The following is an 18,367-nucleotide window of genomic DNA, read 5'->3' as shown; positions in this document are numbered from 1 at the left end:
GGTCAGGTTTTCTGTGGCTTTTTCTTTGCTGCGGGAAACAATACATTGTTGAGGATCAGCCGGTATCCGGCAGAGTTGGGATGAAGGTTTAAATCTGTAGGAGGATCGCCCACGGCATGCTGGTAATCTTCGGGGTCGTGCCCGCCGTAAAAGGTGAACTGCCCTTTGCCGATCTCCCCATGCAGGTAACGCACTTCTGATGCCCCTTTGTTTTCTCCCAGAACTGTAATGCCTGGTTTGAGCAGGCGTTTTCTGAATGCGGTGGTTTGCCCCATAAAACCTTTAATCACGCGGGTATGATTTTGAGTGAGCATGGTAGGAACAAGGTCGGATTTGGCAGAGAATTCGAACAGGGTAAAATAGTCATTCTGCTGTGTTAACGTCCTGGTTTGTGTGACATCAATATCTGAAAACTCATAGCTGCCGGGATTCTGATCGAGTTTAAAATCTTTAAAGGCAAAGGTTTGATCGAAGTTCAGCTTCGATTGTGCATTCGGATCTTCAGCATCACCATCATACATGCTTGCACAGATATCAACCCCTTCGGCACTTAAGGCAATGTCAAAGCTGTCAGTTGCAGAGCACATGGCAAAAAGAAATCCCCCGCCAACACAGAACCTGCTCATTTTTTTTGCCACGGCAAGTTTCATTGCGGCAACCTTTGTAAAACCATTTCTTTTTGCTGTTGCCTCCTGCGTTTTTACGTCTTCACGGTACCAGGTGGCATTTCTAAAGTTGCTCCAGAAGCGGCCATACTGGCCTGTAAAGTCCTCATGATGTAAATGGAGCCAGTCGTACCCACTCAGTTTGTCCTTTAGTACTTCGTCATCATAAACGATATCGTAAGGTATTTCTGCATAGGTAAGCACCATGGTCACTGCATCGTCCCAGGGTAGCTTGCTTTTTGGCGAATATACGGCGATGCGGGGCGCTTTCTCCAGCTTTACCATCTCCATATTTACTTCAGGGTCATTGATCTCATTTAAAATGGAGGTAACTTTTCCGTCTGCCAGTACGGTATAGGATACACCGCGGGCTTTACATTCATCTTCTACTGCTTTGTTATATTTGATGAGGAAGCTGCCGCCCCGGTAGTTCAGGAGCCAGTTCACTTCAGCATGCTGTTTGATGCTCCAGTAGGCAATTCCATAGGCTTTAAGATGGTTTTTTTGATCTTCATCCATATTGATCAGGATAGAAGAGGCTTTTACTGCCAGGCTGAATAGTGCGAATACGATGATCAGGAAGCTTTGTCTCATTTGGGCGATAAAATCATAATGGGCATAGAATTACGAATTTAGTTCATCTAGTCGTTACAATTTACTAAATTTGTCAGTTAGAAAAAAAAGAACATGAGTAAAGCGATAATAAAAACTGAAAAAGGCGACATGACTGTCGAGTTTTATGACAATGATGCCCCTAATACTGTTGCAAATTTTAAAAAATTAGCTGGTGAAGGGTTCTATGATGGCATTTCTTTTCACCGTGTGATTCCGAATTTCATGATCCAGGGTGGATGTCCAAATTCTAAAGATCCTGCTAAAGCGCATCTGGCTGGCACAGGAGGCCCCGGATATAAAATTGACTGCGAGCTGACCGGTGAGAACCAATACCATGACCGCGGTGTATTATCGATGGCTCACGCCGGAAGAAATACTGGAGGATCGCAATTCTTTATTTGCCATAGCAGAACAAATACCGCACATTTGGATAGAAATCATACTGTATTTGGCAAAGTGATTGAAAATGTTGACGTTGTTGATGATATCAAACAAGGCGACAAAATTTTAAGTATTGAAGTGTTAGCAGATTAATTATATGAATTTAAGAGGAATTGTAGCCGTATCCGGCAGACCAGGTTTATTTAAACTTGTAGGACAAAATAAGGCAGGTTATGTACTGGAGGGCTTAGATGCTCAAAAAGTTAAAATCGTAGCTAATATTTCTAACACTAAACTGGCTTCATTGGAAGATATTACCATTTATGGTGAGGATGAAGACCTGAAACTGATAGATGTTTTAGCGAACCTTGCTGCCGTTAAAGGTGATGTTCCAGACGCTAAAGCCGATGCTGCAGTGTTGAAAAAATTGTTCCTTGAGGTTGCCCCTTCTCATGACCAGGAAAAAGTTTATGCTTCAGATATGAAGAAAATCGTTACCTGGTACCATTTGTTAAAGGACCTTCCTTTGTTTACTGAGGAGGCACCCGGTGCGGAAGTTGCTGCCGATGGCGGAAAAGTAGAGGAGAAAACAGAGAAAAAAGTTAAGGCAACACCTAAACCTTCTAATGCCAAAGCACCGAGCAAAACTGCTCAGCCCGCTAAAAAGGCAAGTATGACAAGTAAAAAAGGTGTTTAACCTTTAGATTTAATAAAAAAACCGGATGTCGATGAGCCATCCGGTTTTTTTTTGCGCTGTGTCTGAGCTTACAGATAGAACCAGATCAGTAAAAATGCAATGATGGAGATGAGAATAGCAATGGTAAAGCTCCATCGGTCTCCCTTTCTTTTACTTCTGAATTTATATTCGCGTTTTTTTAATCCTGGTGTTTGCATATATGTCCTTTCTTAATATAAGATGCATAAAATAAAATATTCCATAAACCGGCCTGTTACTGATGGTGATACGGCTCTCCCTTTAAAATACTGAAAGCCCGGTACAGTTGTTCAACAAAAAACAAACGTACCATCTGGTGGGAGAAGGTCATGTCTGATAAAGATATGCTTCCGTTTGCTCTCTTGTAAACGCTTTCATCAAAGCCATACGGCCCGCCAATAATAAACGTTATCTGCTGAACACTTCCGATCATCTGTTTGTTTAGATAGTCGGAAAATTGCACTGATGTATATTTCTTCCCCTTCTCATCCATCAAGATCACCATATCCAGGTTGCTCAGCTGTTTCAGGATCAGCTCCGCTTCCTTCGATTTCTGTTGGGCTTCGGTGAGGTTTTTGGTGTTCTTTACATCGGGGATAACCAGCAGGTTGAAACCAATATAATGTTTTAGCCGGCTGAGATATTTTTCAATGCCTTCAATCAGGTATTTGTCTTCAGTTTTTCCGACTACGAGCAGCGTGATCTTCATTGGTGCTTTTATTGTTTATTCAGCAGTATTATTGTCTCTGTGCGTTACGTGTATTGATGCTATCCAAATCCCTTTTCATTGCTGTTTTGCTCATGATGGTTTGATTTGTATATCTTTGCTTTACAGGTAATCTAACAGTCAATTGCCTGTATCATTTTAAGAGAACATTTTCAAAGATATGGTAAAATCGAAAGATAGCATTTTAAAGGGTTATCAAAATAACGTAGAAATTCAAAAATCACAGATAGCACAGTTCAGGAAAACGCTCAATAACATATCTTATACCCGTCTTGGTTTATTTTTAACCGAGGTGATCTTCGTGGCCATTATCATTAATTTTGGCTATTACTGGCCGATAGGCATTTTAATGTGTTTGCCCGTTCTGTTTTTTATGATCGTGTTAAAACGTGGCGTTGCCATTCAGAATGAGCTCAATTATGCTGAAAAACTCTTTTTTGTTTTTCAGAATGAAGTAGATCTGATCATGACCGGTCAGCAGCACTATGATAACGGAGAGATTTTCGAAGACGAGCGGCATCCATACGCTTCGGATCTTGACATCTATGGGAGTTCTTCCTTGTATGCGATGATCAATCGTTCCAATACTGTGATGGGAATGAAGTTACTGGCTGACAGCCTGGGTAAACCGGGAGATCTCAATGATTTGCCTGGCCGTCAGCAAGCAATAACAGAACTTAAAGATCACATTGACCAGACTTTCCATTTCAGGGCAGGACTGCAAAATCATCAGCCTGAACAACTACAGGTAATTGAGGATAAGCTTGCTCATGAGCTGCCGGGGCAGCTGAAATTCAGCCGTAACAAGGCGCTGAAGTTCTACACTACTATAGCACCTTTGTTCTCTGTCGGCCTGTTTATTCTTGGCAGTATCTATGGAGGGGCAATCTGGTCATTTTTGGGTTTATGCGTGCTGGTGAATTTTTCCGTTGTCTTCTTCCATGGAAAAAACGTCAGCGCCGTGTATCTGGGATTCAGTGGCAGTTCAGGCTTACTCACCGCCATATCAGGCACCGTTAAATGGACTGAAGAGCTAAAGTGGCAGAGCAGTTATATTCAGCGGTTCTTTAGCGTCCATGCGGCCGGAATTCCGCTCAGCAGGCAGATAAACGAGCTTTCGTCTATTATTGACTCCTTCGACATCAGGTTGAATATCCTCCTCGGGCCTATTTTTAACGGATTTTTGCTATGGGATATCAGATGTGTGATGAGGATTGATAAATGGTACGCCAGTTCTTCAGCCCGACTGATTGAAGGCTTGCATACGATCAGCCGGTTCGAAGAGCTGATCTCTTTTGCCACCCTCGCCTATAATGAGCCCAACTGGAATTACCCCCTGGTAACTGGTACATTTCATTTTGAAGCTACAGGATTAGGACATCCGTTGATCAGGGAGGGTAAAAGGGTGATCAATAATTATCAGTTTGAAGGGAGACCTACCGTAGATATTGTTACCGGCTCCAATATGGCGGGTAAGAGCACTTTTTTGCGTACGGTTGGTATCAATATGGTACTGGCATTTTCTGGTGCGCCTGTCTGCGCTGTTTCCATGACATCCTCCGTTTTCGAGATTCTTACCTATATGCGTATCAAAGATTCGCTAAACGACCAGACTTCTACTTTCAAAGCCGAGCTGAACCGTTTAAAAATGATCCTTGAGGGGGTGCGTATATTGGAGCATCCGCTGGTATTGATAGATGAAATGTTAAGGGGAACAAACAGCAAGGACAAGTACCTGGGTTCAAAAGTTTTTATACAGCAGGTGATCAAAGAGCAAACGCCTACTTTGTTTGCTACGCATGACCTCCAGCTGTCTGAAATGGTAGATAGTTATTCCAAAGAGCTGAGAAATTATCATTTTGACATACAGCTGGCCGAAGGGGAAATGAATTTCGATTACAAACTTAAATATGGCGCCTGTAAAACATTTAATGCCGCTTTGTTATTAAAAGAAATCGGTCTGAGTTTTAATCCCGAAGAACTTAATGATTAATCCCGGTTTCTTTAACAGGAAGTTAACACTAAATTCTCATATTGGCATCTACATCATCAACATATGATCAAAGCATCCGATTTCGGTAATGATTTTTCCTGGGGGCTGGCCACCGCTGCGGCTCAAATAGAAGGGGCAGCAGATATGTATGGAAAAGGTGCTTCTGTATGGGATACCTTTTCCAAACGGTCGGGTAAGATCAAGAAAGGCCACAACCCTGCTATGGCCTGTGATTTTTACCATAGGTACAACGAAGATATTGCATTGGTAAAGCTGCTTGGCTTTTCTGTTTTCAGATTTTCCATCTCCTGGCCCAGGATTCTGCCTGATGGCGAGGGGCTTGTCAATGAGGAAGGTATCAGGTTTTATCACAATGTGATAGATGAATGCCTCGAACAGGGGCTTGTTCCGTACGTTACCCTGTATCACTGGGATCTGCCCGAAGCACTGGAAGAGGAGGGCGGCTGGACGGCCTTTGGCATCAATACCGCCTTTAATGCTTTTGTATCTCTTTGTGCAAAAACCTATGGAGATAAAGTAAAAAACTGGATGGTACTCAATGAGCCTTTTGGATTTACTTCGCTAGGATATATGCTGGGCATACATGCTCCTGGTAAAACAGGTCTCACCAACTTTTTCTCAGCGGTACACCATACCGCGATTGCGCAGGCGGACGGGGGTCGGATTTTACGCGCCGAAGTATCAAATGCAAATATTGGTACTACGTATTCCTGCGCTGAGATTATCCCTTATACGCAGAGCGAAAGTGATATCCTGGCTGCGTCGCGGGTGGATTGCCTGATGAACAGGCTATTTATCGAGCCGGCTCTCGGAATGGGATATCCGGGCGAGGAATGGGAAGTAATGGAGAAATTTGCTATTTCACATTCTACATGGAGGCATACGGAGCGCTTAACATTTGATTTCGATTTTATAGGTATACAGAACTACTTCCCGCTTACGATTAAATACAACGCATTTATACCAACACTGCAGGCCTGGGAGGTAAAGGCCAAGAGCAGGAAGAAGCCCCATACTGCAATGGGCTGGGAAGTCAATGCAGACAGTTTTTATAACATCATTAAGCAGTTTGCTTCCTATCCTAAAGTCAGGAGCCTGATGATTACCGAAAACGGGGCTGCTTACCATGATAAGCTGATTGATGGAATAGTGGATGACCAGGAACGGATCGAGTACTTTAAACTTTACCTTGCCGCAGTGCTGAGGGCTAAGGAAGACGGAATGAATATAACCGGATATATGGCATGGACCCTGATGGATAACTTCGAATGGGCAGAGGGTTATAATGCCAGATTTGGACTGGTGTATAATGATTTCAAGACACAGCAGAGGACGATCAAGTCATCCGGTCACTGGTGGCAGGAGTTCCTGAAAAAATAGCGAAAAAAAAAGTCCCCGTCTAAAACGGGGACTTCATCACATATTAATTTTTATTATGCAATAACTTGTCTGCGGATGATGTTCAGCGCACCACCGGCTTTAAACCACTCAATCTGTTGTGTGTTATAGCTATGGTTTACATGGAATTCCTCTTTAGAACCGTCAGTATGGTTTAACACGATAGTTAATGGTACATCAGGGCTGAAAGTAGTTAATCCAACAATATCAATTGCATCATCCTCGCGGATCTTATCGTAATCATCCTTGTTGCTGAACGTTAATCCAAGCATTCCCTGTTTCTTCAGGTTTGTTTCGTGGATACGTGCAAAAGATTTTACCAGTACTGCGCGGACACCTAAGTGACGTGGCTCCATTGCGGCATGTTCACGTGAAGAACCTTCACCGTAATTTTCATCTCCTACAACGATTGTTCCTATGTCTGCGGCCTTGTACGCACGCTGAGTTGCAGGAACAGGTCCGTACTCTTCAGTCAGCAGGTTTTTAACGTCATCAGTTTTGTCATTGAAATAATTGACAGCTCCGATCAGCATATTGTTTGAAATGTTGTCAAGGTGACCACGGAATTTCAACCATGGGCCTGCCATAGAGATATGGTCAGTAGTACATTTACCTTTAGCTTTGATCAGCAATCTCAATCCTTTAAGGTCTGTGCCTTCCCATGGGGTAAAAGGATCAAGTAACTGCAGCCTGTGTGAAGTTGGAGATACCAGAACCTGTACACCACTTCCATCTTCAGCCGGTTCCTGATAACCTGCGTCATCAACAGCGAAGCCTTGTGTGGGCAGTTCATATCCTGTAGGCTCGTCAAGCATCACCTGCTCGCCGTTTGCATTGGTCAGCGTATCTGTCAGCGGATTAAAGCCCAGGTCGCCGGCAATAGCTAAAGCAGTTACCAGTTCAGGTGAACCTACGAAAGCGAAAGTATTTGGGTTACCGTCAGCACGTTTGGCAAAGTTACGGTTGAAAGAGTGAACGATTGTGTTTTTCTCTTGTTTTTCCGAACCAACCCTGTCCCACATACCGATACATGGTCCGCAGGCATTAGTGAATACTTTTGCACCAATCTGTTTAAATACTTCCAGGAATCCGTCACGCGCGATCGTAAAACGAATTTGCTCAGATCCGGGATTGATACAATATTCAGCTTTTGCAGTTAATCCTTTTGCGGCAACCTGTTTAGCGATACTTACTGCTCTTGAGATATCTTCGTAAGAAGAGTTGGTGCAGGAGCCGATCAGTCCAACCTCAATTTTCATTGGCCATCCGTTTGCTGCTGCAACTTCTTTCATTTTAGAAATAGGCGTAGCCAGATCCGGAGTAAACGGGCCGTTCAAATAAGGCTCAAGTGTTGACAGATCAATTTCAATTAACTGGTCAAAGAATTTATCAGGTTCAGCGTATACTTCAGCATCACCGGTCAGGTGTTCTTTAATTTCATTTGCAGCATCTGCTACATCAGCCCTGTTGGTTGCACGTAAATAGCGTTCCATGCTTTCATCATAACCGAAGGTAGATGTAGTTGCACCGATTTCAGCACCCATATTACAGATGGTACCTTTACCGGTACAGCTCATGCTGGTTGCGCCTTCACCAAAATATTCAACAATAGCTCCGGTACCGCCTTTTACAGTCAGGATACCTGCTACTTTTAAGATCACATCTTTAGGAGAAGCCCAGCCGTTTAATTTTCCGGTTAGTTTTACTCCAATTAATTTAGGGAATTTAAGCTCCCATGGCAAACCTGCCATTACATCGCAGGCATCAGCACCACCAACACCAATTGCTACCATTCCTAAACCACCGGCATTGACGGTGTGGGAATCTGTACCAATCATCATTCCGCCGGGGAATGCATAGTTTTCCAATACAACCTGGTGAATGATACCTGCTCCTGGTTTCCAAAAGCCAATACCGTATTTGTTGGATACCGAAGCAAGAAAGTCGAATACTTCTTTACTTTCAGTATTTGCAGCTGGTAAATCTACTTCTGCGCCAAATTTTGCAGTAATCAGGTGATCACAGTGTACAGTTGAAGGTACGGCAACTTTAGGTCTTCCAGCCTGCATGAACTGCAACAAAGCCATTTGAGCTGTTGCATCCTGCATTGCTACACGGTCAGGAGCAAAATCTACATAGTCAGTACCTCTAACATAAGAAGTATTCGTGTTTTCGTCCCAAAGGTGGGTATATAAGATTTTTTCTGAGAGTGTTAAAGGTCTGCCTACTAGTTTACGTGCCGCCTCAACGCGGGGGCCAAAGTTTGCATACACCTTTTTGATCATTTCAATATCAAAAGCCATTGATAATATGTGTTAAAAGGTAATATATTAGATTTAAATTGTAGCGAATTTACAAAAAAAAACAGGCTAAGGCTATCATATCGATATCATTATATTATTTATACATGTTCTAAATAAAACATCTGCTGATTGTCCTTCCCGCATGTCCGTTAATGAACGGGATTGTTCATTAACGGACATGCATTTTAGCGTTGTGCCGTTTAAAGTATCCAGGAACGCTGTTTTGCATTGATTTTCATTTCTGGCCTGAACTTCGTATCAGCGTGTGAAATTAAAGTGTATGAAACTGATAACCCTGGTTAACGAAGAACTCTAAAGTAGCCGGTAAAGCAAGTTTTAGCCGGTCGAATGCTTTTAAACTGTCATGGAAAACGATTATCGAGCCGTTACGGGCATTGCGGATAACGTTTTCACAGCATTTCTCAGGAGAGAGGTTAATGTCAAAATCGCCGCTTAAAATATCCCACATGATGATCCTTAGGAGCGGATTTATCGTTTTAAGATGTGAGATCTGAGATTTTTTAATTCTTCCGTATGGAGGTCTGAACAGGTTGGACTGGGTAAGTTGCTGGCATTGCAGAAAATTTTGGATGTATGTGCTGTCGTCTGTTTTCCAGCCTTTTAGGTGGTTGAAAGTATGGTTTCCGATCGCATGACCTGCCGCTTTTACCTGTTCAAATATTTCAGGATACTTAGAAATATTATCTCCGATACAGAAGAAAGTTGCCTTGCAATTGAAACTTTTTAAAGTATTTAAAACAAAGTCTGTAACAACGGGTATGGGTCCATCGTCAAAGGTTAAATAAATGACTTTTTCGTTGCGGCTTTTGTTCCAGACTAATAATGGATAATACCATTTTAATAAAAGAGGGGATTTTACCAGGTACATGACCAAATGTAAGAAATAACACGTGGTTGTACTGGGAAAATTACAAAATTGAATGAGTTGTTTATCTTAATATTGTGAAATTAGAATTATGAAAATGTTTACTAACAATAGTCTGTTGTCGAAATTAACCAGCATAGCTGCCATCGTGTTCCTGAGTCTGGGGATTTCGTGGTCTGTTCAGGCACAAGAAGTATTAACCATACAGCAAGCTATTGAAAGAATGCTGCAAAATAACCTGAATATCAAACGGGCGGTGCTCAGTGTGTCATCTGCGGCAGTAGACCTGCAGCAGTCCAAGGCAGCACTTTACCCCAGCTTAAATGCAAGTGCAGACAACAGCCTGAGTTTTGGACGTGGTTTGAACAGCACTACGTTCCAGGTAGTGAATCAGAAATTTTATCAGGGAAGCGGGACCTTAAGTACATCAGTAGATGTTTTTGGTGGATTATCAAAGATCAACCAGATCCGCCAGAACAAAATCCTGCTGGACGCAGGGAACAGTAACTTGGATAAAGTGAAAAACGATCTGATCCTGCAGGTAGTAACTGCCTATTTTCAGGTTGTATTTAATGTGGAACTCCTGAAAGCCTCCAAAGAACAGCTGCTCGTTGCACAGCAGACTGAAGAAAGGGAAGAGGCGCTGATGGATGCCGGAAATAAAACGGTAGCGGATGTATCACAGGCAAAAGCCCAGGCTGCTACAGCAGATCTGAATGTGACCAACGCACAAAACCAGCTGACTATCTCTTATTTAACCTTATCCCAGTTAATGGAGATAAGAACCGATACCAACGAGTATAGTGTTGTTGCTCCAACCATACAGGATATTGCCATGGCACAAAAAGTTTATAATGTAAATGATGTCTTCAATTCAGCAATGGCCATTTTTCCTGATGTGAAGTTATCCGGTTTAAACAGGCAGGCTGCAGAAAAGGGCATTGCCGTAGCAAAAGGCGCGCTTACGCCAAAAATTTCGTTTGGCGCTAACCTGGGTTCTTCTTATTCTTATTTGCTTGCTGCGGAAAGTCAGAACCAGCATTTCTTTGATCAGGTAAGTTCGAGGTTTAACCAGGGGGTAGGCCTGAACTTACAGATCCCGATATTCAATGGTCTTCAGGCAAGATCAAATGTAAAAAAGGCAAAAATCAACTATGAAGATTATAAACTTCAGGAGAACTTAACTAAAAACAACTTATACAAGGTTATTGCACAAGCTATTGCCGATCTTCGCGCAGCAGACAGCCGCTATAGCTCTACACTGAACACATTTAATGCGCAGAAAGATGCTTTTAACGTGATTGAACAACGTTATAATGTAGGGTTGGTTAATTCCCTGGATTATAACACATCCAGGACAAACAGGAATAAGGCAGAGACTGATTTTATACAAGCAAAATACGATCTGTTATTCAGGTCTAAAGTGATAGATTATTACTTGGGCCGGCAGATTACCTTTTAATATTATTAACCCAGACAAATAAATAAAGAAATGAAATTAAAACACATACTCATCACTGTAGGCGTACTCGTCGCCCTGCTGGTTGTAGCAAAGCTGTCGGGCTTGATTGGCGGTGAAAAGATGGAGAAGGTTACTGTAGAAAAAGCGGCAAGCCGGAGGATTATAGAGACCGTGACTGCCAGCGGTAAAGTGCAGCCTGAAACAGAAGTTAAGCTAAGCTCCGAGGTTTCGGGCGAGGTGGTTGAGTTATTGGTTAAAGAGGGTGACATCGTAAAAAGGGGACAGCTGCTGTTCAAAGTAAGACCGGATGTGCTGAAGTCGGGGTTCGACAGGGCAAGTGCATCTTACAGCTCTCAGAAAGCAAGTGTGGCCTCTGCCGCGCAGCTTTTAACGCAGTCTGAAGGAAGTTTTGCCAATGAGCAGGGCATTTACAAACGTAACGTTGAGCTTTTCAAAAAGAAAGTAATTTCCATTGCTGAATTTGATGCTGCAAAAGCGGCCTTCGTGACGGCAAAAACAAATCTTGAGAGTGCCAAACAGTCGCTCATCGGCGCAAAATTCAATTTGGAACAATCTGGTGCCAATGTTCAGGAAGCCAGTGCCAACCTTGCCAAAGCAACCATCTTTGCACCTGTCGACGGGGTGATCTCAAAGTTATCCGTTGAACTGGGTGATAGGATCCTGGGAACAGCGCAATTTGCAGGTACCGAGATCATGAGGATTTCCAACCTGAGCTCTATGGAAGTTAATGTAGATGTGAATGAAAATGATATCAACCGTGTGAATATAGGTGACAGCGCTGTAATTGAAGTTGATGCTTTTGAAGATAAAAAATTTAAGGGTGTAGTGACCGAAATTGCAAGTTCATCTAAAGATGTGGGAACGGCCACTGCCGCTACCAGCAGTACTGATCAGGTGACCAATTTTGTGGTTAAGGTACGTATTGCGGCAGATTCTTATCTTGGCGTAAAAGGCGGGGCAAAGGGTCTTCCTTCTCCATTCAGACCGGGGCTTTCTGCAACGGTTGATATTGAGAGTTCATCCGTTACCGCCTTGTCGATTCCCATACAATCTGTATTTACCAAAGGGGGAAAAGATGAAGCCGATGTGAAGAACCCGGATGCAAATGCTGATAAGCAAAAAACCAAACTCAATGATAAAACGATTAAACAATATGTATACACGTATGCCAATGGGATAGTGAAACAGGTAGAAGTGGTGACCGGAATACAGAATGACCAGTATATTGAAATCAGGAAAGGGTTAAAAGCCGGAGCGGAAGTAGTTAGCGGGCCGTATTCTGCCATTCAGAACAAATTAAAGGACGGGATGAAAGTAGAGAAAACCACTAAAGATCAGCTCTTTGCCCAACCAGACAAAAAGTAACATGATGGGTAAGCAATAAAATAAGTAATTTGTCCCGGTTTAAACATTAAGCCGGGATTTTTTATTTATAGAGAATGATACCAAAAGTCGCAATGATTGGCGGGGGTAGCTGGGCAACTGCTGTCGTAAAGATGCTTTCAGACAACCTTACCGAAAAAGAAATTTACTGGTGGCTGCGCGATGTACAGTCAATCGCTTACCTGAAAGCATATAAACACAATCCTAAATACCTGAGTGCTGTGGAGATCAATATACCTGCAGCCCATATCTCAGGAGACATCAGTGAGATCATCGGGCTTGCTGATTATATTGTATTGAACGTACCTGCTGCTTTTTTAAAGGAAACCCTGGCTGGGGTAACTCCGGAAATGCTGCGTGGTAAAAAGATCGTTTCTGCGATCAAAGGCATAGTACCAGATGAAAATCAGATCATCGGAGAGTTTATTCACCAGAAATTTAATATCCCCCTGGATGATATCCTTGTTATCAGCGGCCCCTGTCATGCTGAAGAGGTGGCGCTGGAAAAATTATCTTATCTCACCATTGCGTCTCTCAACGTTGCTGCAGCAAAGCATTTCTCAGGTTTATTGAATACAAGGTACCTGAAAACGATCACTTCGGATGATATCTTCGGTACAGAATACGCTGCCGTCCTGAAAAATATTTATGCTGTTGCCAGTGGAATCTGCCATGGGCTTGGATATGGTGATAACTTTCAGGCAGTGCTGATCTCCAACGCCATCCGTGAGATGAAGAGATTCGTAGACGCCGTTCATCCCATTACAAGAGATATTAAGGAGTCCGCTTACCTGGGTGATTTGCTTGTTACTGCTTATTCTCAGTTTAGCCGTAACCGTACTTTCGGCAACATGGTCGGGAAGGGATACACCGTCAAATCAGCACAGTTAGAAATGAATATGGTTGCGGAAGGTTATTATGCGGCCAGGTGCATGCATATTGTGAATAAAAAATATAAGGTGGAAATGCCGGTTAGCAGGGCCGTGTACCTCATTTTATACGAGGGCCACGCTCCTGCAGCTGAGATGCAGCTCCTTACGGAGTACTTAAATTAAAACAATCAATACATTGTTTTGTTACCATTAAAAACTCAACAATGATGAACAAAAAATATTTATCGGGTTTATTAACCCTTGCAATCGCCGGTACCATTTCCTTATCTGCGCAGGCGCAGGAGAAAAAGAAAAGTGTTGGTCAGACTATCGATAAAACTGCAACCAGTGTTGGTCATAAGACTGCAGAAGTTGCTGTGAAAGGAAGTTCGAAAGTGGCCGATAAAACGTATAAAGGTAAGGTGGCCCCTGATGGAACAGATGTATATATTGATGGAAAAAACCGTAAATATTATGTCAATAAAAAAGGCGGAAAGGTGTATCTGAAAGCTTCTCAGATCATGGACAAGCCAATGAAATAGCCTTAAAAGTACTAACTATTACCTATTATTACCTATCCGGATCAATTGATCCGGATTTTTTTTGCCTTTTGATTGCTCCGGCTGTTTCTAATGCCAGGTTAAACCGTTATTTTTAAGCAACTAATACCTTCCCTCATGAATAAAACGCTCCCGGTAATTTTATTTTCCATGTATATCGGACTGTCTGCGTCGCATCTTGCTGCGGGGCAGGAAATACAACGATACAAACACGCTGCTGTGGTTTGCGCACATCCGGAGGCTGCTAAAGTTGGTGTAGCAGTCTTGAAAGAAGGCGGTAACGCAGTAGATGCAGCAATAGCTGTTCAGTTTGCTCTGGCTGTGGTATATCCGAATGCCGGAAATATTGGCGGCGGCGGATTCATGGTATACAGGAGCAAATCTGGAGTTTCAGATGCGCTGGACTACCGTGAGAAAGCTCCGGAAAAAGCATCACGTGACATGTACCTGGATGGGAACGGAAACCCTGTAACCGATAAAAGCCTGCTCGGGGCACTGGCTTCCGGTGTACCCGGATCTGTTGACGGAATGGTCAGCGCCCATCGCAAATGCGGAAAGCTGAAATGGAAAGCAGATGTTCAGCCGGCTATTGACCTTGCTGAAAAAGGATTTCCTGTTACGGCACAACAGGCATCTGAACTGAACAGGCATAAAGAAGATTTTTTAAAATATAACAGAAAGCCGGTGGCTTTTGTAAAAGAGGGTGTATGGAAGGAAGGCGACCTGCTGAAACAGCCTGAACTCGCGTCAACCTTAAAACTGATCAGGGATAAAGGCAGGGCAGGGTTCTATGAGGGAACGGTTGCCTCGGCAATAGTTGCGTCGATGACACATACACGGGGAGTAATCACTTTGCAGGATCTGAAAGACTATAAGTCTGTCTGGAGGAAACCTGTATCAGGCAATTATCAGGATTACACGGTAATTTCCATGCCGCCTCCTTCCAGTGGCGGTATTGCATTGTTAACCATGCTCAAACAGGTGGGGAACTATCCTTTGCAGCGCTGGGGTTTTCAACAGGATTCTACTGTTCAGCTGATGGTTGAGGTAGAGCGCAGGGCATATGCAGATCGGGCCAGCTACCTTGGAGACCCGGACTTTTTTAAAGTGCCACAGGCTGCGTTACTGAGCAGCAGTTACATAGAGTCGAGAATGAAAGACCTGGATTTTACGAAAGCCACGCCCAGTTCTGTTATCCAGCCGGGTGTGTTGCCAGTATATGAAAGCGAGCAGACTACGCATTATTCCATCATTGATGCTGAAGGAAATGCAGTGTCTGCTACCACAACTTTGAATGGTTCTTACGGTTCACTGGTAGTGGTAGAAGGAGGAGGGTTTTTGCTCAATAACGAAATGGACGATTTTTCGGTAAAACCCGGATCACCCAATATGTACGGACTGATAGGCGGGGAAGCCAATTCCATCGCTGCCGGAAAAAGGATGCTCAGCTCCATGACTCCCACCATTATCGAAAAAAATGGTAAGTTACTAATGGTTGTAGGTACTCCCGGAGGATCTACCATTATCACCTCGGTATTTCAAACGGTATTAAATGTGCTGGCTTTTGGTCAGGGTATGCAGGCTGCTGTCGCGGCTCCCCGGTTTCATCACCAGTGGCTGCCTGATGAAGTGGCTGTAGAAAAGAACGCCATATCGCCTTCTACCAGAAGTTACCTGGAAGCTAAGGGATATCAGCTGAAGGAACGCGGTTCAATAGGCAGGGTAGATGCCATCCTGGTTAAACCCAACGGGGAACTGGAAACCGGCGCAGATCCAAGGGGCAATGATACCGGTATGGGATTTTAAACCTGATACAAAGTTTTTTAAAAACAGAAATGGCCCGGATCTATATCCAGGCCATTTCTGTTTAATTATTTATGGAGATTAAGATCTGCGTCTTCTGTCTCCGCTTCCGCTGCTTTCGCGTCTTCCACTTCCACCTGCATTTCCGCCTTCACGTGGTTTACCAGAGAAATCTCTGAATCCGCCACCGGCACTTGCGCCTTCACGTCTTCCGCTTCCGCCAGAACTTCTTCTGTCTCCGCCGCCGTAGCTTTTACGCTCGCCGCCACCATAACTTTTACGTTCAGCACCACCACTGTATGGTCTTCGTTCGCCGCCTCTGCTGCTGCCGCCTTCAGGCGCATCACCAGATTTTTCGATTCTTACACCACGGTTGTTAAACTGGATATCGTTGAAGTTGGTGAATAAGGTATCAACCATTGCATTTTCAACTTCAAAGAATGAATAAACACCTTTAAGGTCAATTTTACCAATGTTTTTACCACTGATCTTACCGTTGTTACAAACAAAAGATAATAAATCACCTCTTGTAAATTCATCTACCGAACCTAAGTTGATAAATAAACGGGTATAATCACTGTTCCTTGCGCCTCTTGCACCACGTTCGCCACGCTCACCGCGTTCATCCAATGCTGCTGCATTCAGATCAGGAGCATTTTTGTAGTATTCTAAAAAGCGGTTAAACTCTAAAGATGCAAAACGTTTGATCACGTCTTCTTTGCTCAGTTCAGCAAATTCATCCATGATCCGCGGAATGTACTGGTCAATCTGGCTTTCGTTTACTTCAACGTTGTGAACTTTGTGAACCAAAGAGAACAATTGTTTTTCGCAAACGTCAAATCCTGTTGGCAATTCAGCCTTGGTAAATGATTTACCAATAATCCTTTCGATCTGACGAATTTTGCCAATTTCTTTAGAGTTGATGATACAGATAGAGATACCTGTTTTACCAGCTCTTCCTGTACGACCGCTACGGTGCGTATAACTTTCAATTTCGTCCGGCAGTGAATAGTTGACAACGTGTGTTACGTTATTCACATCAATACCACGTGCGGCAACATCTGTTGCAATCAGCAACTGCATATTACGGTCACGGAAACGCTGCATTACTTTATCACGTTGTTGTTGTGACAAATCACCGTGTAAAGCATCAGCATTGTACCCATCCTTGATCAGGTTCTCTGCAACATCCTGTGTATCCAATTTGGTTTTACAGAACACTACTGCGAAGATTTCAGGGTTGAAATCCACAATACGTTTTAAGGCAGCATATTTATCTCTTGCACGTACCACATAGTACTCATGCTCGATATTTACGTTACCAGTGTTTTTGGTACCCATGGTCAACTCAGTAGGGTTGTCCATGTAGTTCTTAGCAATACGTCTCACTTCAGGAGGCATAGTTGCAGAGAATAACCATGTTTTTTTGTCGTCAGGAGTAGTAGACAGGATATCATTGATGTCTTCCTGGAAGCCCATGTTCAGCATTTCGTCAGCTTCGTCAAGAACTACATATTTCACACTACTGAAATCTATAGCCTTACGGCCGATAATGTCTAACATACGACCCGGTGTTGCAACAACAACTTGTACACCGTTTCTGATCTCACGCAATTGCTGCATAATGTTTGCGCCACCGTAAACGGCAACCACACTAGCACCAGGCGTGTTTTTTGAGTAATTTTTGATGTCGCTGGCAATTTGCAAGCAAAGCTCTCTTGTAGGGCATAGAATTAATGCCTGAGGCTTTTTAGAACTGAAATCGATCAGTTCGATTAGCGGCAAACCAAATGCTGCTGTTTTTCCTGTTCCTGTTTGGGCCAAACCAACAAAGTCATTATTGCCCTCTAACAGCACAGGAATAGCTTGCTCCTGAATAGGTGTTGGATTTTCGAAACCTAAATCCTTTACGGCATTAACAACGTCATCACTTATCCCCAATAATTTAAATGGGTTTATCATTATAACTTTATTTATTAAGCCGCGAAGGTACGCTTATTTTTTGGTATTTGTTTGGTACATAACGAAATAATAATTAAATAAGCATTATCTCAGTCTGTCGGCCGAGCGGATCAGCTGTTCGTCTTTACGGATCCCTCTGAAAGCCAGTGCACAAAAAATGACAGCTATAAGGGGCATGCCGCTGCCTGTATTAAAAGCGGCCCCATTAATTCCCCCGGGAATTTTCAGTGCGTAGTTTACAATGCAAGCGATCAGCAGGAGGATTAAAAATATACTGAATAATGTGATGCGTTTTTGTAACGCCCTGTTTCTGAAACTGAAAATATTGGCCAGGCAGATCACGCCGGCAAAGATAGTCCCCCCGAACAGTGCAGAATAGGTTTCTACCTTTTGAGTGACGTTATTCACCTTTTGATAGATTCCGCCTGCCTGCAGCCAGAGCTCGCCTGTATGGGTGTCCTTTGTTAGTATGGGCAGCATAAGAAATAAGAACAGCGTCAGACTGGCGAGAAAAAGCCATACAGATTGTACCCTTTGTATCATATCAATTTAATAATTTTTAACAAATATATTAAAAGACTGGTAAACGCCTGTCTAGTT

Annotated in this window: 16 protein-coding genes; 9 read left to right on the top strand and 7 right to left on the bottom strand. The window is 43.2% G+C overall.

Features of this window, described 5'->3' with window-relative positions; genetic code table 11:
- Positions 1 to 2 precede the first annotated feature (2 nt).
- Positions 3 to 1,184: an asparagine synthetase B gene (locus tag BLW16_RS03760; RefSeq protein ID WP_217631513.1), complete on the bottom strand. Its 1,182-nt coding sequence runs from the start codon at positions 1,182 to 1,184 to the stop codon at positions 3 to 5.
- Positions 1,185 to 1,352: 168 nt separating this feature from the next.
- Here BLW16_RS03760 and BLW16_RS03755 point away from each other — a divergent pair, with 168 nt between their 5' ends.
- Both BLW16_RS03755 and BLW16_RS03750 read left to right on the top strand, forming a co-directional pair.
- On the top strand, positions 1,353 to 1,814 hold the full coding sequence (locus BLW16_RS03755) for a peptidylprolyl isomerase (protein WP_090555256.1): 462 nt from the start codon (positions 1,353 to 1,355) through the stop codon (positions 1,812 to 1,814).
- A gap of 4 nt (positions 1,815 to 1,818) precedes the next feature.
- Positions 1,819 to 2,358, top strand: coding sequence for a DUF5606 family protein (locus BLW16_RS03750; RefSeq protein WP_090555255.1), 540 nt, complete (start codon positions 1,819 to 1,821; stop codon positions 2,356 to 2,358).
- A 68-nt stretch (positions 2,359 to 2,426) separates the two neighbouring features.
- On the opposite strand, the gene BLW16_RS23835 is transcribed toward BLW16_RS03750, so the two are convergent.
- Both BLW16_RS23835 and rlmH read right to left on the bottom strand, forming a co-directional pair.
- Positions 2,427 to 2,555, bottom strand: a complete 129-nt coding sequence (locus BLW16_RS23835; protein WP_262497144.1) for a hypothetical protein — start codon at positions 2,553 to 2,555, stop codon at positions 2,427 to 2,429.
- 56 nt (positions 2,556 to 2,611) lie between these two features.
- Positions 2,612 to 3,085 carry a 23S rRNA (pseudouridine(1915)-N(3))-methyltransferase RlmH gene (gene rlmH, locus BLW16_RS03745; protein WP_090555254.1) on the bottom strand — a complete coding sequence of 158 codons (474 nt, stop codon included), beginning with the start codon at positions 3,083 to 3,085 and terminating at the stop codon, positions 2,612 to 2,614.
- A gap of 178 nt (positions 3,086 to 3,263) precedes the next feature.
- On the opposite strand from rlmH, the gene BLW16_RS03740 reads away from it, so the two are divergent.
- Both BLW16_RS03740 and BLW16_RS03735 read left to right on the top strand, forming a co-directional pair.
- On the top strand, positions 3,264 to 5,096 hold the full coding sequence (locus BLW16_RS03740) for a MutS-related protein (protein WP_090555253.1): 1,833 nt from the start codon (positions 3,264 to 3,266) through the stop codon (positions 5,094 to 5,096).
- Between the two features lie 63 nt (positions 5,097 to 5,159).
- Positions 5,160 to 6,497 (top strand): GH1 family beta-glucosidase, encoded by a 1,338-nt coding sequence (locus BLW16_RS03735; RefSeq protein ID WP_090555252.1) that lies wholly within the window; start codon positions 5,160 to 5,162, stop codon positions 6,495 to 6,497.
- Between the two features lie 53 nt (positions 6,498 to 6,550).
- On the opposite strand, the gene BLW16_RS03730 is transcribed toward BLW16_RS03735, so the two are convergent.
- Positions 6,551 to 8,818: an aconitate hydratase gene (locus tag BLW16_RS03730; protein WP_090555251.1), complete on the bottom strand. Its 2,268-nt coding sequence runs from the start codon at positions 8,816 to 8,818 to the stop codon at positions 6,551 to 6,553.
- A gap of 271 nt (positions 8,819 to 9,089) precedes the next feature.
- Positions 9,090 to 9,707, bottom strand: coding sequence for a polysaccharide deacetylase family protein (locus BLW16_RS03725; RefSeq protein ID WP_090555250.1), 618 nt, complete (start codon positions 9,705 to 9,707; stop codon positions 9,090 to 9,092).
- 94 nt (positions 9,708 to 9,801) lie between these two features.
- On the opposite strand from BLW16_RS03725, the gene BLW16_RS03720 reads away from it, so the two are divergent.
- From BLW16_RS03720 to ggt, 5 genes are all read left to right on the top strand, one after another.
- Entirely contained in the window at positions 9,802 to 11,166 is a 1,365-nt protein-coding gene (locus BLW16_RS03720) for a TolC family protein (protein WP_245735117.1), read from the top strand.
- A 30-nt stretch (positions 11,167 to 11,196) separates the two neighbouring features.
- The gene (locus BLW16_RS03715) at positions 11,197 to 12,552 is read left to right on the top strand and encodes an efflux RND transporter periplasmic adaptor subunit (RefSeq protein ID WP_090555248.1); all 1,356 of its coding nucleotides are present in this window, start codon (positions 11,197 to 11,199) and stop codon (positions 12,550 to 12,552) included.
- 74 nt (positions 12,553 to 12,626) lie between these two features.
- Positions 12,627 to 13,625, top strand: a complete 999-nt coding sequence (locus BLW16_RS03710; RefSeq protein WP_090555247.1) for an NAD(P)H-dependent glycerol-3-phosphate dehydrogenase — start codon at positions 12,627 to 12,629, stop codon at positions 13,623 to 13,625.
- Between the two features lie 41 nt (positions 13,626 to 13,666).
- Positions 13,667 to 13,984 (top strand): hypothetical protein, encoded by a 318-nt coding sequence (locus BLW16_RS03705; RefSeq protein WP_245735116.1) that lies wholly within the window; start codon positions 13,667 to 13,669, stop codon positions 13,982 to 13,984.
- 135 nt (positions 13,985 to 14,119) lie between these two features.
- Positions 14,120 to 15,808 carry a gamma-glutamyltransferase gene (ggt, locus tag BLW16_RS03700; protein ID WP_090555246.1) on the top strand — a complete coding sequence of 563 codons (1,689 nt, stop codon included), beginning with the start codon at positions 14,120 to 14,122 and terminating at the stop codon, positions 15,806 to 15,808.
- A 78-nt stretch (positions 15,809 to 15,886) separates the two neighbouring features.
- Here the strand turns inward: ggt and BLW16_RS03695 are convergent, their stop codons facing one another.
- Positions 15,887 to 17,767 (bottom strand): DEAD/DEAH box helicase, encoded by a 1,881-nt coding sequence (locus BLW16_RS03695; protein WP_175470473.1) that lies wholly within the window; start codon positions 17,765 to 17,767, stop codon positions 15,887 to 15,889.
- An 84-nt stretch (positions 17,768 to 17,851) separates the two neighbouring features.
- Positions 17,852 to 18,310, bottom strand: coding sequence for a DUF4293 domain-containing protein (locus BLW16_RS03690; RefSeq protein WP_090555245.1), 459 nt, complete (start codon positions 18,308 to 18,310; stop codon positions 17,852 to 17,854).
- Between the last annotated feature and the right edge of the window lie 57 nt (positions 18,311 to 18,367).

Origin of the sequence: Pedobacter hartonius, from assembly GCF_900107535.1 — a bacterium.
GTDB lineage: Bacteria > Bacteroidota > Bacteroidia > Sphingobacteriales > Sphingobacteriaceae > Pedobacter > Pedobacter hartonius.
This window is presented reverse-complemented; position numbering and strand designations above follow the sequence as displayed.